This is a genomic window from Bradyrhizobium sp. SZCCHNS3052, from assembly GCF_032484495.1.
Lineage (GTDB): Bacteria > Pseudomonadota > Alphaproteobacteria > Rhizobiales > Xanthobacteraceae > Bradyrhizobium.
Window position 1 is genome coordinate 310,262 of sequence record NZ_JAUETB010000004.1, and the last position, 24,761, is coordinate 335,022.

Genomic DNA, 24,761 nt, shown 5'->3' on the forward strand with positions numbered 1-24,761 from the left:
TGGCGAGGGTCGTTTTCGTCCCCTCCGAAAGCTGGATTCAGGCCATTCCCGCGGCTGGTTTTGAGGCGCGCGGCGGGGCGCTTTCGCGTGCGATTCAGGGCACGAGTCACGCGTGACGCGGCAGGTGCCGCCTCAGTAGAGCGGGAGCGGCAGGGCGGTGCCACCCGGGCCAACCATGAGGCCCCAGGCATCGCCGGCGGCGAGCTCCAGCGTGTCGATCACGGCGGGCCGGCGGGCGATCTTCAGCTCGTAGCGGTGCTTGCCTGGCGGCAGGTCGAGCAGCGGGCCGTTGGGCGATTGCGGGCTGCCGGTGCCGGCCGCGATCCTGATCGTCTGCCCGTTGATGGTCAGCACGGCGTCGGTGTCGCCGATATTGCCGAGCATCAGCTTGGCCTGGCCAGGCTTCGGCAGGATGCCGGCCCTGGCCGCCGCTTCTGCGTTCCTTTGCACCAGGTTGACCGAGGTCTCGCCCTTGGCGCGCCCGAGCGTGAGCACGGCGGGTCCCTGCGACGAGGTAAAGGTGAGCCGAACCCGATCGGGGCTGGCCTGCGCGTCCTCGGGCTTCTCCCGCCAGCCGAGCCTGGTCAGCTCGGCGCGGTAGAAGGCCGTGACGGCACCGAACTCGGCCGGGACGCTGGCCTCCAGCTCCAGCCGCAGCGGCGTGTCCGTTCCCGGCGCCCTGGACCGCGACAGCGCGGTCGCGCTGTGCTGCTTCGGCACCGGCAGCGCCGAGTCGGGATCAGCCTCGAGCGGCGTCGCGTCCTTGGCCGGTCGGGCCTCGGCCGAAGGCCTGGCGGCGGCGAGCAGGCCGGTGCCGTCGGCCGTGACGTTCACCTTGGGGCCCATCTGCATGATCGTGAACGCCACCGACTTGCCCTTCGCCGAGAACTCCAGGCGCGCCATGGTCGGATTGTCGATCACGGTCGGCGACTCCTTCCAGCCGGCCGTCTTCAACGTGGAACGGAAGAAGCCGGCGAGTGTCTTCACTGACGAAGCCGACTTGAACGCGAGCTGTCCCCGGTCGCCATCGAAGCTCACGGCCTCGGCGGTCTCGGGCAGCGCGATCGGCGCCGGATTGTCGGCCAGCGGCTTCACGGGCGCATCCGACATGGCGCCGGCCTGCACGGCGCGGCGCGCCGCGTCGGCGGCGATCACCTGCTTGGCCATCGCGGCGGCATCCGCCATGAACCTGTCGTCGGCGTCCTTCTTCGCCTTGGCGCGGGCGGCCAAGGCGGCTTCGGTGGTGCGCATCGACAGCTCGACCATGGTGAGATCGTACTTGCGGGACAGCTTCAAGGTCCCGTTGTCCTCGGGCGCGACGACCTTGAGCGTGACCTCGTCCGGCGTTCCCGGACCGGCCGTCTCGATCCGCCAGCCGCGCGCGGGGATCTCCCGCGTGTAGAAGGCGAGCACGGCCGGCAGCTCGGCGATGACGGCGCCATTGGCCTGGCGGCTCGGCGAGGCCGCGCTGCCGAGGCTTTGCGACCACTTGGTCGGCTTCGGCATCGGCAGGCCGGCGTGGTCGTCGCCGGCTTCGAGGGTGGAGGGCAGCGCGAACGGCGCGATCCGGATCTCGACATGGGTCCGGCCGTCGTCGCGCCGGGTCAGCGTCAGCATCACCGGATTCTGCCGGCGATAACCGTCGCCGTCGTCATGGCCGTAGAAGGCGCGCACGCCGCCCGGCGCGGTCTCGCTCAGATCGGCATTGGGCCAGCGCGCGGCGGCCCCGGCCGTCAGCGGCTCCCAGCCGAGGGCGGACATCTCCTTGCGGAACAAGGTCCGCGCCGCATCCAGCGTCATCGGCGCGATGCATGACAGATAAGGCCGCGTCTCGTCGAACACGATGTCAGCGGCGCCATCGGGGAACGGCAAATTGGCGTAGATCCGCTGCGGCGAGTAGGTCACCTCCGACTGCCCGGCGCGGCCGGCGCTGCCCGTGAAGAAGACCAGGAGCCCCTGCTTGCCCTTCTTGTAGGTGAGCGTCGGATTGCGCTCTTCGAGCGGCCTGACATAGCGCACCCAGCCGTCGGCGCCGAGCAACTGCTGCGTGGCGGCATTGGCCGCTGCGACAGGCGCCGGCAGACGATAGATGGCGCGGTAGCGGTCGGGATGCGACGTGTCTTCCACCGCACCCTCGAGCCGTGGCAGCGCGTGGACGTCGACGATGGCGTCGTCGGCGCGCGCAGGTCCGGCACAGCTCGCGAGCAGCAACAGCCCACACGCGAACCGACGCAGCCGCGGCGCGGCGATGGCCTGCTGCCAAAGCTCTGACATCATCGATCTCCGGGATTTCGAGTTCGGGGCGCTTGGGCCCTCGGGCGCTGGAGGAGAGCGGTTGGCGCCGGCGTGCCATCCAACGACAACTAGTCGAACCGGCGAACTGATAGGTTCAACGGCGGAATGAGTTACCGCCGCGCGCTGATCCGCCCCGCCTCGACGTCGAAGATCTCGCCGAGCTCGCGTAGTTCGGCAAACGCCGCCGGATCGGCGCCGGTCAGCCATACCTGGGCACCGAGCGTGCCGAGCTCGGCGAACAAAGCGGTGCGGCGGCCGGGATCGAGATGGGCGACGATCTCGTCGAGCAACAGCATCGGCACGATGCCGGTGGTTTCGGCGACCAAGGTCGCATGCGCGAGGATGAGGCCGATCAGCAGCGCCTTCTGCTCGCCGGTCGACGCGTCGCGCGCCGGCATGTTCTTCGGCGCATAGACGACATGGAGATCGGTGAGATGCGGACCGTCGAGCGTGCGGCCGGCGGCGGCATCGCGCGCGCGATTGTCGCGCAGGACAGCGCGATAGCGGTCCTCGACGGCGATGGCCGGCTCGCTCAGCAGCGCATTCTCCATCCAGCCGTCGAGCGCAATCTCGGCGGACGGGAACGCCGAGGCTTGTCCGCGCTGCCGCAGCATCGCGGCGAGCTTCACCGCGGTCTGGCCGCGGCTCGCGGCGACGGCGACCGCGAGCTCCGCGGTCTCGCGCTCGATCGCGTCACACCAATGATCGTCGAAATTGCGGACCTCGAGCAGCCGGTTGCGCGAGCGCAGCGAGCGCTCCAGCGCCGACACCCGGCTCGAATGTTCGCTGTCGATCGCGAGAACCAGGCGGTCGAAGAAGCGCCGCCGCTCCGAGGCCGCGCCCATGAACAGCCCGTCCATCGAAGGCGTCAGCCACACCATGCGGATGTGATCGCCGAAGGCGGCGGCCGAGCCGACCGGTTCGCGGTCGATGCGGCAGCGGCGTGTTGTGCTCGCATCGCTGCGCGGCGGCTCGATGCCGGTGCCGAAGGTCGTCAGCCCCAGCGCGCCCTCGACCTCCGCCGAGACCGCCCACGACCCGTCGCCCTGGTTGTCGGCGACGTCCTCCAGGGTGGCACGGCGCAGGCCGCGGCCCGGCGCGAAGAACGAGATCGCCTCCAGGCAATTGGTCTTGCCGGCGCCGTTGGCCCCGACCAGCGCGACCATGTCCGCCTGCACGCTGACGCTGGCAGCGCGATAGCTGCGAAAATGCGTCAGCGCGAGACGGTGGATGCGGGAGGGGGTCATGGGGAGGAGTTGCAAGCCCAGTTCTGTCATTGCCGGGCTTGACCCGGCAATCCATCGTCCGCGTCAGCGGACGATTTCATCATAGAGATCGCGCCAGTCCGGATTGTTTGCGACGATCAAGTCGACCTTCCATTCGCGTGACCAGTGCTTGATGTTCTTCTCACGCTGCAATGCCGCGGCGATCGTCTCATGCGCTTCGAAATACACCAGGCGCTTGATGCCGTAGCGTCGGGTGAAGCTCTCGGCGAGTCCTTCGCGATCGAGATGGATGGCCGGGTCACGCCCGGCCATGACGAGTTAACTTAAAGCTCGCAGCGGATCACTTGTCACACGCGCATCGGCATCAGCACGTACAGCGCATTCCTGTTGTCGCGGTCCTGGATCAGCGTCGGCGAGCCTGGATCGGCGAGCCGGAGCACGGCGACCTCGCCCTCGATCTGGGCAGCGATGTCGAGCAGATAGCGCGAGTTGAAGCCGATATCGAGCGCGTCGGCGGCGTATTCAACCTCGAGCTCTTCGGTCGCGCTGCCGGAATCCGGATTGGTCACCGACAGCACCAGCTTGCCGGGCGCCAGCGCCAGCTTCACGGCGCGGCCGCGCTCGGAGGAAATGGTGGAGACGCGGTCGACGGCGGCGGCGAAATCGGCCTTGTCGACGACCAGCTCCTTGTCGTTGTTCTGCGGAATGACGCGGCCGTAATCCGGGAAGGTGCCGTCGATCAGCTTCGAAGTCAGCACCACCTGCCCCAAGGTGAAGCGGATCTTGCCCTGCGACAGCTCGATCCTGATCTCGCTGTCATTGTCCTCGATCAGCCGCTGCACCTCGCCGACGGTCTTGCGCGGCACGATCACGCCTGGCATCTCGGCGGCGCCGGCCGGCTGCGGCAGGTCGACCTGGGCGAGGCGGTGGCCGTCGGTGGCGACGGCGCGCAAGGTCGGCTGCTTGGCGGTGCCGCCGGCGTGCAGATAGATGCCGTTGAGGTAATAGCGCGTCTCCTCGGTGGAGATCGCGAACTGGGTGCGGTCGATCAGGCTCTTGATGTCCTTGGCGGGAACCGCGAAGGCGTGCGTCATGTCGCCTGCGGCGAGATCCGGGAAGTCGCTCTCCGGCAGCGTCTGCAAGGTGAACTTGGAGCGGCCGGCGCGGATCGCGAGCACCGCGCGCTCGCCGTCGCTCTCCAGCACGATCTGCGAGCCGTCCGGCAGCTTGCGGACGATGTCGTAGAACATATGCGCCGGAACTGTGGTCGAGCCCGCGGTGGCGGTCTCGGCCGCCAGGGTTTCCGTCACTTCGAGATCGAGATCGGTCGCGCGCAGCGACAGCCGGGCATTCTCGGCGCGCACCAGCACATTGCCCAGGATCGGGATGGTGTTGCGGCGCTCGACCACACGATGGACGTGGCCCAGCGACTTCAGGAGCTGTGCGCGTTCGACGGTCACCTTCATCGTATTATACCCGCCCGTTCCAACTGAGCTTGTCCTGGAATGCCGGCGGGCTATAGCAGCGCCGCGGCCGATGGCACCTCGCGCCCGAACGGCGCTTGGCCAGCGTCCAGGAGCGTGAGGGGGAGGCGTAAAGTGGCGCGGATGAGGCTCAAGCGCAAGGGATGCGGAGCCGATTTCCCATGTTTCGGCAGGCTCTTCCGTGACCCGGAGGCAGGGGCCGAGCATGACGTCCGAGGACAGCGTCGAACGGCCGGGACAACGGCCCGGCTGGGGGCGAACCTTCTGTCCGCTCCCCTGGCCGTGCGTGCCCTCTAATCCTGCAACTGGCGCTTCAGCGACTCGACTTCGTCGTTCAGCGCGACGTCCTTGCCGACCAGCGCCTCGATCTTGCGCACCGCATGCAGCACGGTGGTGTGGTCGCGCCCGCCGAAGCGGCGGCCGATCTCGGGCAGCGAGCGCAGGGTCAGCGTCTTGGCGAGGTACATCGCGACCTGGCGGGGGCGCACCACGTTGGCGGTGCGGCGCGACGACAGGAGGTCGGAGCGGCTGACGTTGTACTGCCGCGCCACGACGCGCTGGATGTCCTCGATCTTGATGCGCTTCGGTTCCTGCGGCCGCACCAGGTCGCGCACCTCGCGCTCGGCCATGTCGAGCGTGACCGGCTGGTTGTTGAGCTTGGAATGCGCCAGCAGGCGGTTGATCGCTCCCTCGAGATCGCGGCCGTTATGGGTGATGGAGCGGGCGAGATAGTCGAGCACCGGCTCCGGCACGTCGAAGCTCGCATGATGCGCGCGGGCCGCCGCGACGCGCGACTTGAGAATGCCGAGGCGGAGATCCTCGCCCAAAGTTGCCATCTCGACGACGAGGCCGCCGGCAAGCCGCGAGCGGACGCGATCATCGAGACTTTCGAGGTCGGACGGCGGCCGGTCGGCTGCGATCACAACCTGACGCCCCGCGTCGATCAGCGCATTCAGCGTATGGCAGAACTCCGCCTGGGTGGATTTGCCCTGCAGGAACTGCAGGTCGTCGATCACCAGCACGTCGATGCCGCGCAGCGCCTCCTTGAAGGCCAGCGCGGTCTGCGATTTCAGCGCTGCGACGAAGCCGTACATGAATTTCTCGGCGGTGAGGTACAGCACCTTGCGTTCGCCGCCGGCGTTGCCGGCCCAGGTCACGGCCTGCAGCAGATGCGTCTTGCCCAGCCCGACACCGGCATGGATGTAGAGCGGGTTGAACATCACGGGATCGCCGCGGCGACCGTCGGCGACCTGGCGCGCCGCCGCATGGGCCAGCGTGTTGGCGCGGCCGACGACGAAGCTGGCGAAGGTCAGCCGCGGATCGAGCGGCGAGCCGCCGAGCGCATCATGGCTCGTGGCGAGCGAAGCGGCAGCCGACGCCGTTCGCGCGTCGGCGCTGGTCGCCGGCCTGGCGTCGTTGCGTTCGGCGCGGCGGGCTTCGACGGCGACGGGAGCTTCCTTGACCGGCGCCGCGCAGCGCATCGCGGTGCGAACGGACAGATCGATACGGTGCACCTCCGGCATCTCGGCCTGCCAGCACGACAGCACGCGCTCGGCATAATGCGCCTGGATCCAGCTCTTCAGGAAACGCGTCGGCACCGACAGATGAACGCTTTCGTCCTGGACGGCTTCGAGGTCCATCCGCGCGAACCAGCTCGTATAGACGTCCTCGCCGACGGTCGAGCGCAGCCGACCCTTCACGCGAGACCAGCGTTCCTGTTCCGAATTTGTCATGGCAGTCGCAACTTTTCGAATTGAGTGGTGGTGTCGTGTGATCGCCGGGCAGACGTCCCGTGAAAGGACACGTGTGCCGCAGCGAGACCTCGAGCGGAGGCTCAACTCCAGACATGGCTCGCCGTTCGGCGTGGACGCCGTCGGGCCATCAATGCTGGTGGAAGAAGCTTCTCCGCGAGGTCAGCGCATACTCAGATGCGCGATGGACGCGGGAGGGCCGATCGCCGTGCTGGCAATGGCCGGGCTGGAGATGTCGATCACTTCAGTGTTGACCGCCAAGGGTGCGTTGTCCGGAACCAGCCTATAGTGTGTGCCCGCAATGTGTCCGTAAAACATGCAACCTCCCCGCCCTGCCGTGATTGCTCACGGCAAGTTGTCATCCCAATGCCGCCGCGCCCGAACCCCAAGATTCAGCCGCACCGCCGTACATCCCCGTCCAACTTGTCCACTCGGTGAGCGAAGCCGCCACGAGCTCCAGCCGGGTCGACCGATGTCGTATTTCTCTTGTTCAAAGCGGCGCAACGATGATGCTGCGCCCGAGAAATTTCGACAAAGTTCGATCGTTCCCCATATTGCTATGGGTACAGATCCGGCCATCGCTTTGGAAAGCGTCGCCAACGCGCACACCGCCGCCGATTTGCACGTCCGCCCCGTTTCTAAAACCGCGCTGGTCTCAAGATCGTGGGCGCCGCGAGTGATTAAAGAAATACACGATGCGTCAGGACTCGCAATCCATAAGATCGGAGCACGCGTTACGAGTCTTCGCAGCGGTTGCGACGCGGTGTTGCGCGTTAAGAAAGCAACGTTTTGAATCATCGCGAGGAATCTCGGATGTGACAAACAACATCGTCTGCCCAAAATTTCTTCATAATTTTTTTATGTTTCGACCGGCCTCACCCGCTTTTCCAATCACTTGGTCGCGCTATGCACTTAAGTCATTTTCGAAACGATGTTTTTCGCGATTGCTCGAAGCGGGTAACTCCCGCGATGCGCGGTGCGCAAAGTGAGCGGCGCATCGCGCGCTCTTGACATCGATGCGCAAGCGCGGCGCGCAGATTCGCAGCTGTTTCAGATGAGACAATATTGTCACTGCGTAAAAATACGGAACTTCGTGTAGTTCCGACGGAACATGTGTCAGGCGCGCACGACATCGCGCGGGTTCCACCACGCGCGAAGATCGTATTCGCGATGCGATATCACCATCAAGATGTGACCATCAAATGGAGAAGGCGCGGCGAGCGATGGAGGGATGCGCGACAGCGGAACGCGCAATTGAAGATGGCACAAAAGAAAAGCCCGGCGCGAGCCGGGCTGTTTGCATCTTGATAGTTCGTCAGCCGCGCGGTCGCGTCACTTCGCGAGCTTGGCGATCTGATGCGTGAGGCGCGACACTTTGCGGCTCGCGTTGTTCTTGTGAATGATGTTGCGCTGCGCGGCGCGCATCAGCTGCGGCTCGGCATTGGCCATCGCCTTCAGCGCGGCGTCACGATCGCCCTTCTTGATCGCGTCCTCGACGGAGCGAACCGCGCCGCGCATCTGGGTGCGGCGCGACTTGTTGATGATGGTGCGGCGGGCAATCTTGCGCGTCGCCTTCTTCGCGGAAGTCGTGTTGGCCATGCTCTCAAATATCCTTCGGCGGCGAGCAGTCGCCGCTCTTGCGGGTACGCGCGCGGCCCGCTTGACGCGGCCCCATCGACGCGGTGGGTTGTTCGGACGCCTCTCTGAGAATGCCATGACCGGAGCGGGTGCTCGGCGGATCGGCGCTGCTCAAAGAACAGCGGCGGCGGGATTGCGCCCACCGCCAATGGCGACCTTATAGGGGCAGCCCTGCCGAGCGTCAACGGTCTCGGAGCGGCCCGCGGCGGCCGGAATCGACCAAAACCCGGTTCTAAGCCCCTGACGAGGTTGAATTTCTGCGGGGCCCCCGCTATGGCCTTGCTGCCCGCAAGGGCGAGCGAGAGAGGGCAGGTGAGGCATGATCCGCGGTTTTTTCCGTCTGGTAGGGCTGTTGCTGCTGGCCGGAAGCTTCATCTTCCTGGTCTATGACGGCGCGCGCTGGGTGGCCGACCAGACCCTGCAGTTCACCCGTTTCGGCCAGCTCTGGAACGACGTCCACCAGGCGAGCCAGGCCGCCTTCAAGGCCTGGATCGAGGCCAAGGCCCCGTTCCTGTGGGAGTGGATCGTCAAGGTATTTTTGGACCAGCCAGTGTTTGCGGTGCTTGGCCTGCTCGGAATCCTGCTGATGCTGCTGTTCCGGCCGCGCAAGCCGCTCATCGGCTACGGGCGCGACTGAGCGCGGCTGTTCGTCTCGCCGCGCCGGCAGCTGTCTTGGATTCCGCTGGCAGCGCGGCGCGGGAACCGCTGGCGCGGCGTAACAGCGCTACTGCCGGACCCGTAGAGCCCTATATATTCCCCTGACAAGAGGTCATCGCGCCGTGGGCCGTCCCGCGGGCGCTGGCCATGAGCGGAGACATCCCATGTTCTTCATGCGCAAAGCCCCTGTCATGCCGTCTGCCGCCGAGGCGCTGCCCGGCCGCGCCCAGCCGATCCCCACCGCCGCGACGCATTTCGTCAACGGTCGCCGCCTGTTGCCGCCCTATCCGGACGGCCTCGAGCAGGCCGTGTTCGGGCTCGGCTGCTTCTGGGGCGCGGAGCGTAAGTTCTGGCAGCTCGGTGACGGCATCCACGTCACCGCCGTCGGCTATGCCGGAGGCCATACGCCGAACCCGACCTACGAGGAGGTGTGCTCGGGGCAGACGGCGCACACGGAGGTCGTGCTGGTGGTGTTCGATCCCAAGATCATGTCCTACGAGCGCCTCCTGAAGACGTTCTGGGAGAGCCACGACCCGACCCAGGGCATGCGTCAGGGCAACGACGTCGGCACGCAATATCGCTCGGCGATCTACACGTTCAGCGACGCGCAGCGCGAGGCGGCCGAGGCGTCGAAGACGGCCTACGAGTCGGCGCTGCGCGCCAAGGGGCTCGGAGCGATTACGACGGAGATCGTCCCGGCAGGGCCGTTCTATTTCGCCGAGGATTATCATCAGCAGTACCTGGCCAAGAATCCGGCCGGATATTGCGGCCTGGGCGGAACGGGCGTCGCGTGCCCGATCGGAGTCGGCGTGAGCGCATAGGCAGGCTGAGCGCGCCCGATCACGGTGAACATCGGATCCCTCTCCCACGCCGTGGGAGGGGGATTTTTTCGGGCGGCTTTGACCGTCGCCCGCTTGCGACGGGGACTACACGCGCCAACGGTTTGTTAACCTTAACCGCGCATGACTAGCGCACATCCTCATTCAAGGATTGTTCGAGTGCGCGCGTTGTTTGTTCCGGTCATTGCCGTCCTGTCCGCGATCCTGTTGTCGGGCTGCATGCAGACGATCTCCCCCGTCGCTGCCGTCCAGCCGCAGAGCGATCTCGACGCGATGGCCTATGGAACGCCTTCCACCGGCCCGGTTGCCGCCACCGGGCAGGGCGGGGCGATCCCGGCGCTGCGCAACTCGTTCGCTGCCGCCACCGGCGCAGGCGCCTATGTCGTTCCCGCCGGCTATGCGCCAGCGCGCCGCGACTCCGCCTATCATCTCGACGCCGGCGACAAGCTGCGCGTCGTCGTCTACGGCCAGGAGGGCCTGACCAACACCTATGCGATCGATGCGTCCGGATCGATCACGATGCCGCTGATCGGCAGCGTGCCGGCGCGCGGCCGCACCACCGCCGGCCTCGCTGCCGAGATCACCGCCAAGCTGCGCAACGGCTACATCCGCGAGCCCTCGGTGGCCGTCGAGATCGAAGCCTATCGCCCGTTCTTCATCCTCGGCGAGGTGCAGGCGCCCGGCCAATACCCCTACGTGCCCAACATGACGGTGGAGAGCGCGATCGCGATCGCCGGCGGCTTCTCGCCTCGGGCGCGGCGCGACGTCGTCACCCTGACCCACACCGATGCTTCCGGAGCCGCGCGCTACGAGGTGCCGCTCGGCACCTCGCTCAAGCCGGGCGACACCATCCAGGTCGGCGAGCGCTGGTTCTGATCTCCGCACGAGTGATTGCGGCTCAACGCCTACCTGAGCACCTGCGTCGACCCGACGCTGAGTGACGCGAGGCTCCTCGCAATGACGGTGGTTGGACGTTCAGTGCAGGTGCTGCGCAAAGAACGCCAGCCTGCGCGTCCAGGCAAGATCGGCGCTCGGCTGGTCGTAGCTGGCGCGCTCGTCGCAACCGAAGCCGTGCTGTGCGCCGGGATAGACGAAGATCTCGACGTCCGGCCGCTTGGCCTTGATGGCCTCGACGTCGCGCAAGGGGATGCCCGCGTCCTTCTCGCCGAAATGTAGCTGGGTCGGCACCGTCGGCTTGTCGTCGGCGAACCGCGCGACAGCGCCGCCGTAATAGCCGACGGCAGCGCGGAGGCCCGACAGCTTGGTCGCAGCCGCATAGGCGATGCTGCCGCCGAGGCAGAAGCCGATGATGCCGACCGGCCCGACATTCTTCACGCCGTCGATTGCGGCCTGGGTGTCGCGCAAAAAGGCCGCCCAATCCGGATTGGCGACGAACTTGCGCGCGACCGCGATCTCGTCGGGCGAATAGCCTGAGGTGAAGCCGGGCTCGACGCGGTCGAAGATCGCCGGCGCGATGGCAACGTAACCCGCGGCGGCGAGGCGGTCGCAGACGTTGCGGATGTGATGGTTGACACCGAAGATCTCCTGGATGACGACCAGCGCGCCCTTTGCAGTTCCCGTCGGATCGGCGCGATAGGCGCCGAGCTGGAAGCCGTCGGATGCCGTCAGCTTGATATCTTGTCCCACGTTCTGTCCTCTTTGCGGTCGTCAAGCGCGTGTCAGCGCCACATCCAGTTGGTGCCGTAGTCCTCTTTCCAGCCGGTCAGCCGTCCCCTGCGGAACTTCAGGTAGAGGCGGTGATGGTGCGGGACCAGTCCGCTGCCGCCGAGATTACGCAGTGCCAGAAAGGTCTCGTTGCCGGGCGCGCCGTTCAGATAGATCAACGGCTGCTCCAGCACGCGCGATGTCTCACCGACATCCATGCCGAAGGCAAGCGGCGTGACGTTGGATAACGTCGCTGTGAAAGGCGCGTCGGCGACGCCGAGCGTCTGCCCCGCCGCAGCAGGGCTTACGGCCGACAGGCTCGGCAGCATGGCCGCAGCCAGGCACAGCGTCATGCGTACGGATGGTCTCATGGGCCGAAATCTCCTTTCGCTGTCGGCGTTGGCTGCATCTCTTCTTAGCGTGCCCGGCGTCACCAGCCCAGCATCGTTCGCGCTGCACAACACAAATGCCGTTTCATGTGGCAGGCCGGCGTTCAAATCCCGTTGCGTCGCCGTCGCAACGCGATCATTCTTATGATGGCTGGCATCTATCCGGTGGGTCCCAGCGAATCGATAAAACCGAACTTCGCCGTAAGCGAAGTCGCACGCCGGGCGGGGAAGAAACCAAATGCCCAATCTCACCATCAACGGGCGGACCATGTCCGTCGACGCGGCGCACGACACGCCGCTGCTATGGGTCATCCGCGAGCAGTTGCAGATGACCGGCACCAAGTTCGGCTGCGGCGCCGGGCTGTGCGGCGCCTGCACCGTGCATGTCAACGGCGAGGCCGTGCGCTCGTGCCAGACCATGGTCGGCGACGTCGCGAACAAGAAGATCACGACCATCGAGGGGCTGTCGCAGAAGGGCGATCATCCCTTGCAGAAGGCGTGGATCGCCGAGCAGGTGCCGCAATGCGGCTACTGCCAGTCCGGCCAGATCATGCAGGCGGCCACGCTGCTCGCCAAGACCACGAGCCCGACCAAGGAGGAGATCGTCGCGCATATGGACGGCAATCTCTGCCGCTGCATGACCTATTCGCGGATTCAGAAGGCGATCCAGCGCGCCGCGTCCGAAATGCGCACCGCGTCCAACTCGAGCGACCGGAGAGCGACATGAACCAGCACGTCCAAACCAATTCCTCGGTCGCGACCGATCTCAGCCGCCGCTCCTTCCTGGTCGGCACCGCCGCCACCGGCCTCGTGCTCGGCTATGCCGGCCTCGCCGACAGCGCACTGGCGGCCGCGGCGCCGGCCAGTTTCGAACCCAGCGTCTGGTATGCGATCGCGCCGGATGGCCTGGTCACCGTGACCTGCGGCAAGGCCGACATGGGCCAGCACATTGCGTCCACCATGGCGCAGATCGTCTGCGAGGAGCTCGGCGCGGCCTGGAAGGACATGCGGGTCCAGCTCGCCTCCAACGATCCGAAGTTCAACGATCCCGTGCTCGGCGCCCAGATCACCGGCGGCAGCTGGAGCACGATGATGAACTTCGATGCCATGAGCCGCGCCGGCGCCGCGGGCCGCATCGCGCTCACCGAAGCCGCTGCGACCGCGATGGGCGTGCCGGCCAACGAACTCGTGGTGCGCGACGGCGTCGTGATGCATCCGAAGTCCAAGAAGCAGATGAGCTACGCCGAGATCGTCAGGAGCGGCAAGATCACCAAGAGCTTCACGCCTGACGAATTGAAGGCGCTGACGCTGAAGACGCCCGATCAGTACACGATGATCGGCGTCTCGGTGCCGCAGCTCGACATTCCCTCCAAGACCAACGGCACGGCGAAATATGGCATCGATACGATGCTGCCGGGCATGGTCTACGGCAAGGTCGTCACGCCGCCGGTGCGCTTCGGCGCGACGGTCACGGCGGTCGACGACTCCGAGGCCAAGAAGGTGCCGGGCTTCATCAAGGCGGTGACGCTCGACGACAAGACCGGCTCGACCTCGGGCTGGGTGGTGGCGGTCGCCAACACCTATGCCAACGCCAGGAAGGCGGCGGACGCGCTCAAGATCAGCTATGACAGAGGCCCCTATGCCAATGTCAGCACCGACACCATCATCACCGAGGCGATGCGGCTGCAGGCGCAGGACGATGCCGGGCAGTTCTTCGTCAAGGACGGCGATCCAGTTGCAGCGATGTCGGGCGCGGCCAAGGTGCTGGAGGCGGAGTACACCACCAGCATCAACATCCATGCGCCGCTGGAGCCGATGAACGCGACCGCCGAGTTCAAGGGCGACATCCTGCACATCTACACCGGCAATCAGTTCGCGACCCGTTCCGGCGCGATCGCGGCGGCTGCGGCCGGGATCGATCCGAAATACGTCGTGATGCACCAGGCCTGGCTCGGCGGTGGCTTCGGCCGCAGGCTCGATGCCGACATGATGGTGCCGGCGGTGCAGGCGGCCAAGGCGGTCGGCAAGCCGGTCAAGGTGATCTACTCCCGCGAAAACGACATGACGATGGACTACTCGCGGCCGCTCACCTACCAGAAGGTCAAGGCCGGGCTCGACAGCAACGGCAAGCTGATCGCGCTCAGCCATGACGTCGTCTCGGCCTGGCCGACGGCGCGCTGGGGCATCCCGGACTTCCTGTCGCCCTCGGTCGACAAGAAGGGCCCGCTCGACTCGTTCACGGTCAATGGCGCCGACTTCTTCTACACCGTGCCCAACCATCACGTGCGCGCGATCAAGAACGAACTCGCGCATAATGCGACGCCATCGGGACAACTCCGCTCGGTGGCGCCGGGTTGGACGTTCTGGGCGGTCGAGAGCATGATCGACGAGATCGCGGTGGCCTCGGGGCAGGACCCGGCGCAGTTCCGCATTGCGCTGCTCGACGGCAAGGGCAAGAACGACGGCGGCGCGCAGCGATTGCGCAACACGCTGCTGGCAGCGATGGGCCTGTCCGGCTACGGCGCCAGGGAGCTCCCGCAAGGCGAAGGCATGGGCGTCTCCTGCGTTTCATCGCAGGAGCGTGCCACGGCGAGCTGGACGGCGTGCGTCGCCCATGTCGCGGTTGCGCCCACGGGCGCGGTCACGGTGAAGAAGCTCACCGTGGCGACCGATGTCGGCACCCAGGTGCATCCCGACAACATCCGCGCCCAGGTCGAGGGCGCGGCGCTGTGGGGGCTGTCGCTGGCGATGTACGAGAAGGCGACGCTGAAGGACGGCGGCATCGAGCAGACCAACTTCGACAGCTACACGCCGCTGCGGATGAGCCAGGTGCCGGAGGTCGCGATCGCCGTGATCGCCAATGGCGAGAAGGCGACCGGCGTCGGCGAGCCCGCGGTGACCGTGGTCGCGCCAGCGCTCGGCAACGCCATCTACAACGCCTGTGGCGCGCGGTTGCGCTCGCTGCCGATCACCGCCGCAGCGGTCAAGGCGGCGATGAAGGCCTAGCGTCGTCGCGAGACCATTCCTGTATCTGGGAACCGCCGGAGCTCGTCTCCGGCGGTTCTTTTTTGCGCTGCGGTCAGGTTCCCGCGCGGCACGATTTGAATGATCCTCTTAACGTCTCGCTCACCTGAAACGATACAGCTTGAATGATCGGCTTAAGCCGCGACGAACCCGTATCCCGGTAACTTGCATGGGCAGCAAACCGCAGGGGGCGAGCACGTATGAGCGCGACAGCCAAGCAGACCGTGACCCAGACCGCGAACAGGCGCCATCTCCTGCTCGCGTCGGATCGCGGTGACCAGAGCAGCGAGCTGGCGCGCATCCTGCGCTCGGTCGGCGACGTCGACATGATGCCGACCACCGAAATCCCCGAGAACCCCGGCAACCGCTTCTCCGGCGTCATCGTCGACATCAACCTGCGTTCGCCCGAGAGCGTGCAGCGGGTGCGCAAGAAGCTGTCGTCACGCGCCTATAGCGACGTGCCGCGGCTGTTCGTGCTCGCGGAGGCGCTGCACCACGCCACCATGCAGGCATGGGCGCTCGGCGCCACCGATACCATCGCGCGGCCGTTCAGCCCCGCCGACGTGCTGCAGCGCATCCGCTCGGCGCTTCCCGCCGACGACGGCTATGACGAGACCGATCGCGGCAAGCTGCTCAATCGCGGCGTCGAGGCCGCGCAGGCCATCATGGTCAAGATCTTCGAGAAGCTGCCCACTGGCGCGCATCTGACGATGGAGGACATCGTCGCGGCCGAGAACAAGATCCTGAAGGCGATCAAGCACTCCTCGCTGCGCGAATGGATGACCGTGGTCGGCTGTCATCACAACGACACCTATCGGCATTGCCTGTTCGTGACCGGCCTTGCGGTCGGCTTCTCGATTCATCTGGGCATGCGCGACGACGACCAGCGCCGGCTGGTCCGCGCGGCGCTGCTGCACGACGTCGGCAAGGCGTTCATCCCGGTCGCGATCCTCGACAAGCAGGGCAAGCTGACGGCGGAAGAGATCGCGCTGCTTCGCCAGCATCCGCGCCGCGGCTACGAGGCGCTGTGGCGGCAGGGCGGCTTCCCGCCGGAGATGCTCGACGTCATCCTGCATCACCACGAATTCCTCGACGGCTCCGGCTATCCCGACGCGCTGCACAACGAGCAGATCAGCGACATCGTGCGCCTCACCACGATCGTGGACATCTACGCCGCGCTGATCGAGCACCGCGCCTATCGGCCGGCCTTCACCCATGCGCGCGCGTTCCAGATCATGGAGAACATGGGCCCGAAGCTCGACCAGCAGCTGCTACAGGCGTTCCGCCCGGTCGCGATGGGCGCGCATTGACGCGATCGCCTGAGAGCGCATCCATCGCCCGAGGGTAGCCGCTCGACGCAAGTGCATCTCGGCCGAGGCGCACTATCCTACCCGCCAATCGGTGAAAGGCGGGAGGAGCAGCATGGGCGCAGCCGAACAGGCCGGCGAGGTCATTCCCGGGCACATCGCCGCCGCGCTGGTCGATCCGGCCTGTTATGCCGACCACCGCATCCATGATGCCTATCGCTGGCTGCGCGCCAACAATCCGCTCGGGCGGGCCGAGCTCGATGCGTTCGATCCGTTCTGGGTGGTGACGCGGCACGCTGACATTCTCGCCATCAGCCGTCAGAACGATCTGTTCCACAATGCCGACCGTGCGACTACGCTGACCAACAAGGCGGTGCTGGAGCGCGTTCACAAGATTACCGGCCAGCCCAATCTCGTGCGTTCGCTGGTGCAGATGGATGCGCCGGACCATCCGAAATATCGCGCGCTGACGCAGGGCTGGTTCATGCCGGCCAACATCGCCAAGTTCGAGCCGCGCATTCGCGAGATCGCGCGGGCGACCGTCGGCCGCATGGCGGCGAAGGCCGCGGCGAATGGCGGCGTCTGCGATTTCGTCGCCGACGTCGCGCTCCATTATCCGCTGCACGTGATCATGGAGATTCTCGGCGTGCCGGAGGAGGACGAGCCGCGCATGCTCAAGCTGACGCAGGAGCTGTTCGGCCCGCAGGATCCGGACACGGCGCGGGTGCGGGAGGCGCTGTCGGCCGAGGTGTTCGCGGCGATGCTGCAGGCGGTGGTGGCCGATTTCGCCGCCTACTTCCAGCGCATCACCGAAGACCGCAAGGCTCATCCGCGCGACGATCTCGCCACCGTCATTGCCAACGCCAGGATCAATGGCGAGGACATGCCGCTGCACGACCGCACCAGCTACTACATGATCGTGGCGACCGCGGGTCACGACACGACGTCGTCGTCCACGGCAGGCGCGATCTGGGCGCTGGCGGAAGATCCCGAGCAGTTCGCGCGCGTCAAAGCCAATCCCGAGCTGATCCCGGGTCTCGTCGACGAGGCGATCCGCTGGATGACGCCGGTCAAGCATTTCATGCGCAGCGCCACCGCCGACACCGAGTTTGGCGGCCGCAGGATCGCCAAGGGCGACTGGCTGATGCTGTGCTACGCGTCAGGCAATCGCGACGAGGCGGTGTTCGAGCAGCCCGACACGTTCCGCTGTGACCGCAAGCCGAACCGCCACGTCGCGTTCGGCTATGGCACGCATCTCTGCCTCGGCCAGCATCTCGCCAAGCTCGAGATGCGCATCCTGTTCGAGGAACTGCTGCCGCGGCTCACGTCGCTGTCGCCGGCGGGGCCGGTGCTGATGACGCGGGCAACGTTCGTGAACGGACCGAAGAAGCTGCCGATCCGCGTCACGATGGGCTGACGCGGCGCTCAATCCAGCAGCTTGCGCAGCTCGGCCTTTGCGACCTTCTCCAGGGTCGAGCGCGGCATCTCGTCGACCAGCTTGACCTCGCGCGGCACCTTGAAGTCGGCGAGCCCGGCGCGGCAGGCGGCCAGCACCTTCTCGGGCAGTTCGTCGCGCGCGATCCCGGGCTGCGGGATCACGAACGCGACCGGCACCTCGTCCAGCATCGGATGCTTCCTGGCGACGACGGCGGTCTCGCGTACGCCGGGCACGGTGATGATCACCTGCTCGATCTCGGACGCCGCGACGTTCTCGCCGCCGACCTTGAGCATGTCCTTGGTGCGATCGCCGAACTTGATGAAGCCGTCGGCCAGGCGCGTGACGCGGTCGCCGGTCAGGAAGAAGCCGTCGGCATCGAAGCTCGTGCGCGTCGCTTCGTCGTTGTAGAGATATTCGGCGAACAGCGACAGGCCGGGCACGCCCTTGATGGCGAGATTGCCGGTGGCGCCGACCTCGGTCGGCCGGCCGTCATCGTCGGTGATGCGGATGGTGTATTCCGGCGCCGCGCGGCCGATCGACATCGGCGCGTTCGGCTGATCGACCTCTCCGACGATGCCGTGGGTGATGGTCTCGGTCATGCCCCACCAGCCGATGATCTTGATGCCGAACTTGGCGAAGGCGGCCGGCTCGGACACCGCCGTGCCCCACAGCCGGAACTTGTGATGCTTCGGCACGTCCTGGTCGAGCAGCGCCTTCATGCAGAACGGGATGGTCGAGGTCCAGGTGCTGCCATGCTCGAGCGCCGCGCTCCAGAACCGGCTCGCGGAGAACCGCGGCTGGATCACGCAGGTCGCGCCGACCCAGAGTGTGGCAAGCATCGAATAGGCCAGCGCGTTGGTGTGGAACAGCGGCAGATAGGTCTGGTGCACGTCACCCTGATGCAGGTCCTCATGGACGGCGTTGACCTTGGCGCCCCACAGCGCGTTGGCATGCGTCCACAGCACCGCCTTCGGCCGCGATGTCGTGCCCGAGGTGTATTGCACGCTGCACGGCGCCAGCGGATCGGCCGGCCGCCGCGGCCGATCGGCGCTGTCGGCAAACAGCGCTTCGAAGCGCTCGCCTCGTTCGACGGCCGACGCCTCCGCCTGACCCGGATCGTGCGAGATCACGGCCATCCATTTGAGGCCGCGGCAATGCGCTGCGATCATCTCGGCATAGGCCGGCTGCGTGATCGCAGCCACCGCGCGACAGTGCTCCGCGAAGTAGCTCATTTCGGCGGCTGCCGAGCGCGTGTTGGTCGTGACGGCGAGCGCGCCCAGCTCGACGCAGGCAAACCAGGCAAGCATCGCCTCGACGCAATTGTCGAGATGGATCAGCACGGCATCGCCGGGCTGCACGCCGCGCTTAGCCAGCCCGGCCGCCAATGCGCCGACACGCTCGTGAAACGCGCCATAGGTCCAGCGGCGCGCCGGTGCATCGAACGGCGCCGAGATCAGGAACGGATGATCGCGCCGGGTCTCGCTGCGCAGCTTCAACAGCCACGGCACGTCCATGCCGTCGAACGGCGTCACCGTGCCCGCTGCCATCGTCGTTCCCTTCATCTTCGCTCCCGTCGTTCTTGAGTACGGCCTGTCTCCGGCCGCTTCGTTCTCGTCGTCATCTTCTGCCACCTTGCGTCGCCGCGATCAAATCGGGATTGAACCCGTCTCCGTTCGCGGGCGACCAATGGCGCGGCAAGACACGCCCGGAGGTTTGCATGCAGGCCGAGCCACGACCATGGCGGCTGCCCGATGCCCGCTATTTCCAGATCGCGGCATTGGCGACGCTGCTGGCGATCAATTTCGCCATGATCGATTTCGGCGCGCGTCCCGCAGCGAGCGTCGTCGCGGTCGCCATGGCGCTGCTCACGCAAGTGGTCTGCTGCCGCATCTCCGGCGCGCCGCTCGATCTCAAGTCACCGCTGATCACCGGCCTGTCGCTCAGCCTGCTGCTGCGCGCCGACGCGCTGTGGCTGCATGCGGCGGCAGCCGTGATCGCCATCGGCTCGAAATTCGTGCTGCGCGTCGACGGCAAGCACGTGTTCAACCCGGCGGGGCTGGCGATCGTGGTGCTGCTGTTCAGCTCCAAGGGCGTGTGGATCTCGCCCGGCCAATGGGGGACGGAGATCTGGTTCGCGAGCCTCGCCGGCTTCTTCGCGATCCTGGTGCTCGGCGCCTCTCGACGCGCGGACATCGCATTCTATTTTTTCGCCAGCCATGCCGCACTGCTGCTGCTGCGCGCCGCCTGGCTCGGCGATCCCCTGGCGATTCCGCTGCATCAGTTGCAGAGCGGCTCGCTGCTGATCTTCACCTTCTTCATGATCTCCGACCCGCGCACCTCGCCGGACTCGCGCGTCGGCCGGCTGCTGTTCGCGCTGAGCGTTGCGGTCGCGGCGCACTACCTCACCTTCGCCATGCAGATGCGGCCGGCGCTCTACGTGTCGCTGATCGCGCTGTCGCCGCTCACGCTGCTGCTCGACCGGCTCGTCCCTGAGACCCGCTTTTCCTGGCGTTCGCCCGTTCCCGAAGGAGTGTCGACATGACCCTGCGTTACAGCAAGCTCTTCCGCACCGGCGTCGCGGCCGCCGCGATCCTGGCGAACGCAGCGATGGCGCCCGCGAATGCCTTTTGCGGCTTCTATGTCGCCCAGGCCGACGCGAAGCTGTTCAACCAGTCATCGAAGGTCGTGCTGGCCCGCGACGGCGAGCAGACGGCGATCACGATGGCCAGCGACTTCGAGGGCGACGTGAAGGAGTTCGCGGTGGTCGTCCCCGTGCCGACCTTCATCGAGCGCAAGCAGATCGGCGTGGTCGAGCCGAAGACCATCGACCATCTCGACAAATACACCGCGCCGCGGCTGGTCGAATATCATGATGCCGATCCATGCGCGCCGGTCGTCGTTGCGGCGCGGGCGATGCCGGCGGCGCCGATGATGGCAGGCGCTGTCTACGAAATGACCCGGCGGAACTACGGCGTCACCGTCGAGGCCAGCTACGACGTCGCCGAATACGACGTGCTGATCCTGTCGGCGCAGGAGAGCGACGGACTGACGCGCTGGCTGACCGACAACGACTATCGCATCCCGCAAGGCGCCGAGGCCGTGCTCGGCAGCTACATCAGGCAGGGCATGCGGTTCTTCGTCGCGAAGGTCAATGTCGAGCGGATGAAGGGGATCGGCAACGGCTCCCTGCGGCCCCTGCAGGTGCGCTACCGGAGCGCCAAGTTCATGGTGCCGCTGCGGCTCGGCACGGTCAACGCCAGGGGACCGCAGGACCTGATCATCTATGCGCTCACCAGGAGCGGCCGCATCGAGGCGGCCAACTATCGAACGGTGAAGATCCCATCCGATATCGATGTTCCGCTCTATGTGAAGGACGAGTTCGGGCCGTTCTACAAGGCGCTGTTCGAGCGGGCGGTCGCGCGCGAGAACATGCAGGCGGTGTTCGTGGAATATGCCTGGGACATGGGATGGTGCGACCCCTGCGCCGCCGATCCCATGAGCAACAAGGAACTGGTCGAGCTCGGCGCGCGCTGGATCGGCAGCGACGATGACACCGCCTTCAGTCTCCGCCGGGGCACGGCCGGAGCCAGCGCCTTCGTGACCCGGCTGCACGTGCGCTACGATGCGAAGTCCTTCCCCGAGGACATCGTCTTCGCCGAGACCAAGGACCGCAGCAATTTCCAGGGTCGCTATGTCCAGCACCATCCCTGGCGCGGCGAGGCGTCCTGTGCCGCGGCGAAGACCTACCGGGACAGTCTCGCCGCGCGTTTCGCCACGCAGGCGACGGATCTCGCGCAACTGACCGGATGGTCGCGCAGCGAGATCATCGCGAAAATGGACAAGAGCGGCGAGACCGTGACGAAATGACCTAAGGGCGGCCTCGGCTCAATCCTGATACGACGAGATCTCGATCAGGCTGCCGTCGGGGTCGCGGCAATACACCGACCGCAGCGTGCCGCGCGCGCCCTGCTTGGCGACCGGGCCTTCCTCGATGGCGATCCCGAGCGCACTGAGATGCGCCACCACCTCGTCGGGGGTGCTGGTGGTGAGGAAGCAGAGGTCGTCGCTGCCGGCCGCGACATGGTCGGCCGTGAACCAATCGACCTTGTCCGCGTCCTTCGGTCGCACGTTGATCTTCTGGTTCCCGAATAGCAGCGACGTGCGCCTCGCCTTGCCTTGTCCGGGATCGAACACCTGGACCGTCATGCCCAGCACCTGTTGGTACCACGCCGTCGTGCGGTCCACGTCGGCGACATTGATGACCAGATGATCGAGCGCATCGACCTTGACCGGCATGGGCTCTTCCCTCCTGATGGGGCATCGATCTCGCCGCAATCGCGGCACTCTGCTACAATCGATCCCGGCGGCTCGTTAACCGCCGCTCAACGATAATGCCTGAGGAAACGCATGATTTCACGTCGTACCGCGCTTGGTCTGATCGCCTCCGCCGTCCCGTCCATCGCTGGCGTTCGCAAGGCGTCCGCGGCCGACTATCCCACCCGTCCCGTCCGCTTCGTGGTGGGTTATCCTCCGGGCGGCGCGACCGACATCCTAGCGCGGCTGATCGGCCAGCGGCTGTCCGAGACGCTCGGTCAGCAGTTCATCGTCGAGAACAAGCCGGGGGCCGGCAACAATATCGGCACCGATGCCGTCGTGAACGCGGCGGCCGACGGCTACACCGTGCTGCTGGTCAATCCGGCCAACTACATCAATGCGAGCCTCTACACCAATCTCAAGTTCAACTTCGTCCGCGACATCGCGCCGGTGGCCTCGTTCAACCGCGTCCCCAACGTGATGACCGTCAACAAGGACATCGAGGCCAAGAACGTCGCCGAGTTCATCGCCTATCTCAAGGCAAACCCCGGCAAGGTGAACATGGCCTCGTCCGGCAACGGCACCTCGGTGCATCTGTCGGGTGAGATGTTCATGGCGATGACCGGAACCAAGATGCAACACGTGCCCTATCGCGGCGCGGCGCCCGCGATCACCGACATGCTCGGCGGCCAGGTGCAGGTCATCTTCGACAACATGCCCTCCATCATCCAGCACATCCGCTCCGGCTCGTTGCGAGCGCTCGGCGTCACCACGCAGCAGCGTTCGCCGCAATTGCCGGACGTCCAGGCCGTCGCCGAGACCGTACCCGGTTACGAGGCGAGCGCGCTGTTCGGCATCGGCGCGCCGAAGAACACGCCAAAGGAGATCGTCGAGAAGCTCAACAAGCAGGTCAACACCATCCTGGCCGAGCCCGAGATCAAGGCCCGTCTGGTCGATCTCGGCGGCGAGCCGCTGATCCAGTCGCCGGAGCAGTTCGGCGCCCAGATCGCCGCCGAGACCGAGAAGTGGAAGAAGGTCGTCGAGTTCGCCGGCCTGAAGGTCGAATGAGACGACCAGGCGACGCCGCAATCGCTGGACCGCGTGCCGCGACGGGTCTTCGATGAGGCGCCGGCCCGCCAGACGGGCGTCGAGGGCTGAAGGTGACGTGCCGCGCATGCGACACGTCACGGCCTTGGTTGGTGATCCGTTCCGCCGATTTGTCGTTTTTTGACCATGCCGGTGTGGTGCAACCCTCCGGCCAAAAGAGGAACAGATCATGCGCAAGGTTATGATGATGGCAGCCGGCCTCGTCGGCGTTGCACTTGGTGGCGGTATCGCGCCGGCCTCCGCAGGCGGTTACGACTATCCCTGGTGTGTGCAGGGCCGAGGCGTCGGTTACCCCGGCGACTGCTCCTATCAGACCTTCGAGCAATGCCGGGCGAGTGCCTCCGGGCGCAATGCAGGCTGCGGCATCAATCCGCGCGTCGCGTTCGATCCTGGCCGCCGCGGCCCCTCGGTCTATGTCGACATGCCGCCGCCGCGCCGCGTGCACCGCTATCAGTATTACTGACGCCTCTACGGAGCGGGTCGGCACGCGCGGCCAAGCGGCTGACGCAGGCGCGCTTCCGGAATCGCGCGGGCTTGCATCGACTTTGCGTTCGTATATACTTTGTATTGCAAAGTTAAACGAGCCGTTCCGGGCCTCAGGTGAGACATGCGCGACCTCGATAAGGCGCTGGCGGACATCATCGCGATCCGCAGCCAGCTTGCGGCGGGCACGGCATTTCGCGGCTACGGGCCGGCGACGATGGCCGCGACCTCGGCCGTCGCGCTGGTCACTGCGCTGCTTCAGCAGCTGTTTCTGCGCGACCCGACGGCCGACGCGTGGACGTTCCTGCTCGGATGGGCGGCGGCAGCCTGCGTGTCGCTGACGATGATCTGGTTCGAGATGCGGGCGCGGTCGCGCCGGCATCATTCCGGCCTTGCGGACGCGATGATTCATCAGGCGGTCGAGCAGTTCCTGCCAGCGGGCATCGCCGGCGTGCTGCTCGCGGTGCTGCTGTGGAAGTTCGCGCCGGAGGCGCTGTGGATGCTGCCGGGCCTGTGGCAGATCCTGATGTCGCTCGGCGTGTTCGCGTCGGTGCGCTCGCTGCCACGCACGGTGGCGCTTGCCGGGGCGTTCTATTTCATGGCCGGCTTCGCCGTGCTGCTGGTCGGCAGCGCCACGCATGCGCTGTCGCCCTGGACGATGGGGCTTCCGTTCGCGATCGGACAGGGGCTGATGGCGGGCATTCTGTATTTTGCGACCGGAGAGTCCGATGTCGAAGACTGACGGCAGCGCGCCGTTCTCCTATGACGGCCTCGATCGCGTCATCCACGAGAAGGCACGGCTCGGCCTGCTCACCTCGCTGATGGCGCACCCGAAGGGTCTGGCTTTTGCTGACCTCAAGCAGCTCTGCGGGCTGACGGACGGCAATCTGTCGCGCCATCTGCAGGTGTTGCAGGAAGCCGGTCTCGTCGAGGTCACCAAGGGCTATGAGGGCAATCGCCCACATACCACCTGCCGGCTGACCAAGGCGGGACGCCGCCGCTTCCTCGATTACCTCGCCGTGCTCGAGCGCCTCGTCCGCGACGCCGCGGCGGCTGCCGGCAAGGAACATACGCCATCGTCGGTCGGCCTGATCCCGGGCCGCATCTGAATCGCGCATCGCACTTTTTGACCTGGAGCTTTGCA

General features: G+C 66.3%; 24 protein-coding genes. 14 read left to right on the forward strand and 10 right to left on the reverse strand.

Features of this window, described 5'->3' with window-relative positions; translation table 11 throughout:
- Positions 1-132 precede the first annotated feature (132 nt).
- The 5 genes from QX073_RS16375 to dnaA form a co-directional block, all read right to left on the reverse strand.
- Complete coding sequence (locus QX073_RS16375; protein ID WP_316226031.1) at positions 133-2,274, reverse strand: hypothetical protein; 2,142 nt, start codon at positions 2,272-2,274, stop codon at positions 133-135.
- 131 nt (positions 2,275-2,405) lie between these two features.
- On the reverse strand, positions 2,406-3,542 hold the full coding sequence (gene recF, locus QX073_RS16380) for a DNA replication/repair protein RecF (RefSeq protein ID WP_316226032.1): 1,137 nt from the start codon (positions 3,540-3,542) through the stop codon (positions 2,406-2,408).
- 63 nt (positions 3,543-3,605) lie between these two features.
- Positions 3,606-3,833 (reverse strand): GIY-YIG nuclease family protein, encoded by a 228-nt coding sequence (locus QX073_RS16385; protein WP_315715021.1) that lies wholly within the window; start codon positions 3,831-3,833, stop codon positions 3,606-3,608.
- Between the two features lie 35 nt (positions 3,834-3,868).
- Positions 3,869-4,987: a DNA polymerase III subunit beta gene (gene dnaN, locus QX073_RS16390; protein ID WP_315715022.1), complete on the reverse strand. Its 1,119-nt coding sequence runs from the start codon at positions 4,985-4,987 to the stop codon at positions 3,869-3,871.
- A gap of 311 nt (positions 4,988-5,298) precedes the next feature.
- On the reverse strand, positions 5,299-6,738 hold the full coding sequence (gene dnaA / locus QX073_RS16395) for a chromosomal replication initiator protein DnaA (protein WP_315715023.1): 1,440 nt from the start codon (positions 6,736-6,738) through the stop codon (positions 5,299-5,301).
- A gap of 490 nt (positions 6,739-7,228) precedes the next feature.
- On the opposite strand from dnaA, the gene QX073_RS16400 reads away from it, so the two are divergent.
- Positions 7,229-7,549 carry a hypothetical protein gene (locus tag QX073_RS16400; RefSeq protein ID WP_315715025.1) on the forward strand — a complete coding sequence of 107 codons (321 nt, stop codon included), beginning with the start codon at positions 7,229-7,231 and terminating at the stop codon, positions 7,547-7,549.
- Between the two features lie 539 nt (positions 7,550-8,088).
- Here the strand turns inward: QX073_RS16400 and rpsT are convergent.
- Positions 8,089-8,355, reverse strand: coding sequence for a 30S ribosomal protein S20 (gene rpsT / locus QX073_RS16405; protein WP_315715026.1), 267 nt, complete (start codon positions 8,353-8,355; stop codon positions 8,089-8,091).
- Positions 8,356-8,713: 358 nt separating this feature from the next.
- Between rpsT and QX073_RS16410 the strand changes: the two genes are divergently transcribed.
- The 3 genes from QX073_RS16410 to QX073_RS16420 all read left to right on the forward strand — a co-directional run bounded on the left by QX073_RS16410 (position 8,714) and on the right by QX073_RS16420 (position 10,766).
- On the forward strand, positions 8,714-9,031 hold the full coding sequence (locus tag QX073_RS16410; RefSeq protein ID WP_315715027.1) for a hypothetical protein: 318 nt from the start codon (positions 8,714-8,716) through the stop codon (positions 9,029-9,031).
- 184 nt (positions 9,032-9,215) lie between these two features.
- Complete coding sequence (gene msrA, locus QX073_RS16415; protein ID WP_315751818.1) at positions 9,216-9,872, forward strand: peptide-methionine (S)-S-oxide reductase MsrA; 657 nt, start codon at positions 9,216-9,218, stop codon at positions 9,870-9,872.
- A gap of 177 nt (positions 9,873-10,049) precedes the next feature.
- Positions 10,050-10,766, forward strand: a complete 717-nt coding sequence (locus QX073_RS16420; protein ID WP_315715029.1) for a polysaccharide biosynthesis/export family protein — start codon at positions 10,050-10,052, stop codon at positions 10,764-10,766.
- Between the two features lie 99 nt (positions 10,767-10,865).
- On the opposite strand, the gene QX073_RS16425 is transcribed toward QX073_RS16420, so the two are convergent.
- Together QX073_RS16425 and QX073_RS16430 are read right to left on the reverse strand one after the other, a co-directional pair.
- Positions 10,866-11,537, reverse strand: a complete 672-nt coding sequence (locus QX073_RS16425) for a dienelactone hydrolase family protein (protein ID WP_316226033.1) — start codon at positions 11,535-11,537, stop codon at positions 10,866-10,868.
- A gap of 32 nt (positions 11,538-11,569) precedes the next feature.
- Positions 11,570-11,884 carry a hypothetical protein gene (locus QX073_RS16430; protein WP_409977940.1) on the reverse strand — a complete coding sequence of 105 codons (315 nt, stop codon included), beginning with the start codon at positions 11,882-11,884 and terminating at the stop codon, positions 11,570-11,572.
- A 298-nt stretch (positions 11,885-12,182) separates the two neighbouring features.
- On the opposite strand from QX073_RS16430, the gene QX073_RS16435 reads away from it, so the two are divergent.
- The 4 genes from QX073_RS16435 (at position 12,183) to QX073_RS16450 (ending at position 17,692) form a co-directional block, all read left to right on the forward strand.
- Entirely contained in the window at positions 12,183-12,671 is a 489-nt protein-coding gene (locus QX073_RS16435) for a (2Fe-2S)-binding protein (protein ID WP_315715032.1), read from the forward strand.
- On the forward strand, positions 12,668-14,950 hold the full coding sequence (locus QX073_RS16440) for a xanthine dehydrogenase family protein molybdopterin-binding subunit (protein ID WP_316226034.1): 2,283 nt from the start codon (positions 12,668-12,670) through the stop codon (positions 14,948-14,950). Before QX073_RS16435 ends, QX073_RS16440 begins: the two co-directional genes overlap by 4 nt.
- A 218-nt stretch (positions 14,951-15,168) precedes the next feature.
- Positions 15,169-16,278: an HD-GYP domain-containing protein gene (locus QX073_RS16445; protein WP_315715034.1), complete on the forward strand. Its 1,110-nt coding sequence runs from the start codon at positions 15,169-15,171 to the stop codon at positions 16,276-16,278.
- Between the two features lie 112 nt (positions 16,279-16,390).
- Entirely contained in the window at positions 16,391-17,692 is a 1,302-nt protein-coding gene (locus tag QX073_RS16450; RefSeq protein WP_316166331.1) for a cytochrome P450, read from the forward strand.
- 8 nt (positions 17,693-17,700) lie between these two features.
- Here the strand turns inward: QX073_RS16450 and QX073_RS16455 are convergent, their stop codons facing one another.
- Entirely contained in the window at positions 17,701-19,275 is a 1,575-nt protein-coding gene (locus QX073_RS16455) for an AMP-binding protein (RefSeq protein WP_316166330.1), read from the reverse strand.
- Positions 19,276-19,430: 155 nt separating this feature from the next.
- Here QX073_RS16455 and QX073_RS16460 point away from each other — a divergent pair, with 155 nt between their 5' ends.
- Together QX073_RS16460 and QX073_RS16465 are read left to right on the forward strand one after the other, a co-directional pair.
- Entirely contained in the window at positions 19,431-20,255 is an 825-nt protein-coding gene (locus tag QX073_RS16460) for an RnfABCDGE type electron transport complex subunit D (protein WP_316226035.1), read from the forward strand.
- Positions 20,252-21,580 carry a DUF2330 domain-containing protein gene (locus tag QX073_RS16465; protein WP_315715038.1) on the forward strand — a complete coding sequence of 443 codons (1,329 nt, stop codon included), beginning with the start codon at positions 20,252-20,254 and terminating at the stop codon, positions 21,578-21,580. The genes QX073_RS16460 and QX073_RS16465 overlap by 4 nt, the downstream gene beginning before the upstream one ends.
- 18 nt (positions 21,581-21,598) lie before the next feature.
- Here the strand turns inward: QX073_RS16465 and QX073_RS16470 are convergent, their stop codons facing one another.
- Entirely contained in the window at positions 21,599-22,009 is a 411-nt protein-coding gene (locus QX073_RS16470; protein WP_316166328.1) for a VOC family protein, read from the reverse strand.
- A 111-nt stretch (positions 22,010-22,120) separates the two neighbouring features.
- On the opposite strand from QX073_RS16470, the gene QX073_RS16475 reads away from it, so the two are divergent.
- From QX073_RS16475 to QX073_RS16490, 4 genes are all read left to right on the forward strand, one after another.
- Positions 22,121-23,095 (forward strand): tripartite tricarboxylate transporter substrate binding protein, encoded by a 975-nt coding sequence (locus tag QX073_RS16475; protein WP_316166327.1) that lies wholly within the window; start codon positions 22,121-22,123, stop codon positions 23,093-23,095.
- A 208-nt stretch (positions 23,096-23,303) separates the two neighbouring features.
- Positions 23,304-23,597, forward strand: a complete 294-nt coding sequence (locus QX073_RS16480; protein ID WP_315825624.1) for a DUF3551 domain-containing protein — start codon at positions 23,304-23,306, stop codon at positions 23,595-23,597.
- A gap of 144 nt (positions 23,598-23,741) precedes the next feature.
- Entirely contained in the window at positions 23,742-24,359 is a 618-nt protein-coding gene (locus tag QX073_RS16485; RefSeq protein WP_315715042.1) for a hypothetical protein, read from the forward strand.
- A complete protein-coding gene (locus QX073_RS16490; RefSeq protein ID WP_315715043.1) occupies positions 24,346-24,726 on the forward strand; it encodes a transcriptional regulator in 381 nt (126 codons plus the stop codon). The genes QX073_RS16485 and QX073_RS16490 overlap by 14 nt, the downstream gene beginning before the upstream one ends.
- Positions 24,727-24,761: the final 35 nt, after the last annotated feature.

Coding starts and splice junctions, on each gene's coding strand:
- QX073_RS16375 (WP_316226031.1), bottom strand. CDS start 2,274: ATGTCAGAGCTTTGGCAGCAGGCCATCGCCGCGCCGCGGCTGCGTCGG.
- QX073_RS16430 (WP_409977940.1), bottom strand. CDS start 11,884: ATGCTGCCGAGCCTGTCGGCCGTAAGCCCTGCTGCGGCGGGGCAGACG.
- QX073_RS16485 (WP_315715042.1), top strand. CDS start 23,742: ATGCGCGACCTCGATAAGGCGCTGGCGGACATCATCGCGATCCGCAGC.
- QX073_RS16455 (WP_316166330.1), bottom strand. CDS start 19,275: ATGAAGGGAACGACGATGGCAGCGGGCACGGTGACGCCGTTCGACGGC.
- QX073_RS16440 (WP_316226034.1), top strand. CDS start 12,668: ATGAACCAGCACGTCCAAACCAATTCCTCGGTCGCGACCGATCTCAGC.
- QX073_RS16450 (WP_316166331.1), top strand. CDS start 16,391: ATGGGCGCAGCCGAACAGGCCGGCGAGGTCATTCCCGGGCACATCGCC.
- QX073_RS16410 (WP_315715027.1), top strand. CDS start 8,714: ATGATCCGCGGTTTTTTCCGTCTGGTAGGGCTGTTGCTGCTGGCCGGA.
- QX073_RS16490 (WP_315715043.1), top strand. CDS start 24,346: ATGTCGAAGACTGACGGCAGCGCGCCGTTCTCCTATGACGGCCTCGAT.
- QX073_RS16480 (WP_315825624.1), top strand. CDS start 23,304: ATGCGCAAGGTTATGATGATGGCAGCCGGCCTCGTCGGCGTTGCACTT.
- recF (WP_316226032.1), bottom strand. CDS start 3,542: ATGACCCCCTCCCGCATCCACCGTCTCGCGCTGACGCATTTTCGCAGC.
- QX073_RS16400 (WP_315715025.1), top strand. CDS start 7,229: ATGTCGTATTTCTCTTGTTCAAAGCGGCGCAACGATGATGCTGCGCCC.
- QX073_RS16460 (WP_316226035.1), top strand. CDS start 19,431: ATGCAGGCCGAGCCACGACCATGGCGGCTGCCCGATGCCCGCTATTTC.
- msrA (WP_315751818.1), top strand. CDS start 9,216: ATGTTCTTCATGCGCAAAGCCCCTGTCATGCCGTCTGCCGCCGAGGCG.
- rpsT (WP_315715026.1), bottom strand. CDS start 8,355: ATGGCCAACACGACTTCCGCGAAGAAGGCGACGCGCAAGATTGCCCGC.
- QX073_RS16475 (WP_316166327.1), top strand. CDS start 22,121: ATGATTTCACGTCGTACCGCGCTTGGTCTGATCGCCTCCGCCGTCCCG.
- QX073_RS16470 (WP_316166328.1), bottom strand. CDS start 22,009: ATGCCGGTCAAGGTCGATGCGCTCGATCATCTGGTCATCAATGTCGCC.
- dnaN (WP_315715022.1), bottom strand. CDS start 4,987: ATGAAGGTGACCGTCGAACGCGCACAGCTCCTGAAGTCGCTGGGCCAC.
- QX073_RS16465 (WP_315715038.1), top strand. CDS start 20,252: ATGACCCTGCGTTACAGCAAGCTCTTCCGCACCGGCGTCGCGGCCGCC.
- dnaA (WP_315715023.1), bottom strand. CDS start 6,738: ATGACAAATTCGGAACAGGAACGCTGGTCTCGCGTGAAGGGTCGGCTG.
- QX073_RS16445 (WP_315715034.1), top strand. CDS start 15,169: ATGAGCGCGACAGCCAAGCAGACCGTGACCCAGACCGCGAACAGGCGC.
- QX073_RS16435 (WP_315715032.1), top strand. CDS start 12,183: ATGCCCAATCTCACCATCAACGGGCGGACCATGTCCGTCGACGCGGCG.
- QX073_RS16385 (WP_315715021.1), bottom strand. CDS start 3,833: ATGGCCGGGCGTGACCCGGCCATCCATCTCGATCGCGAAGGACTCGCC.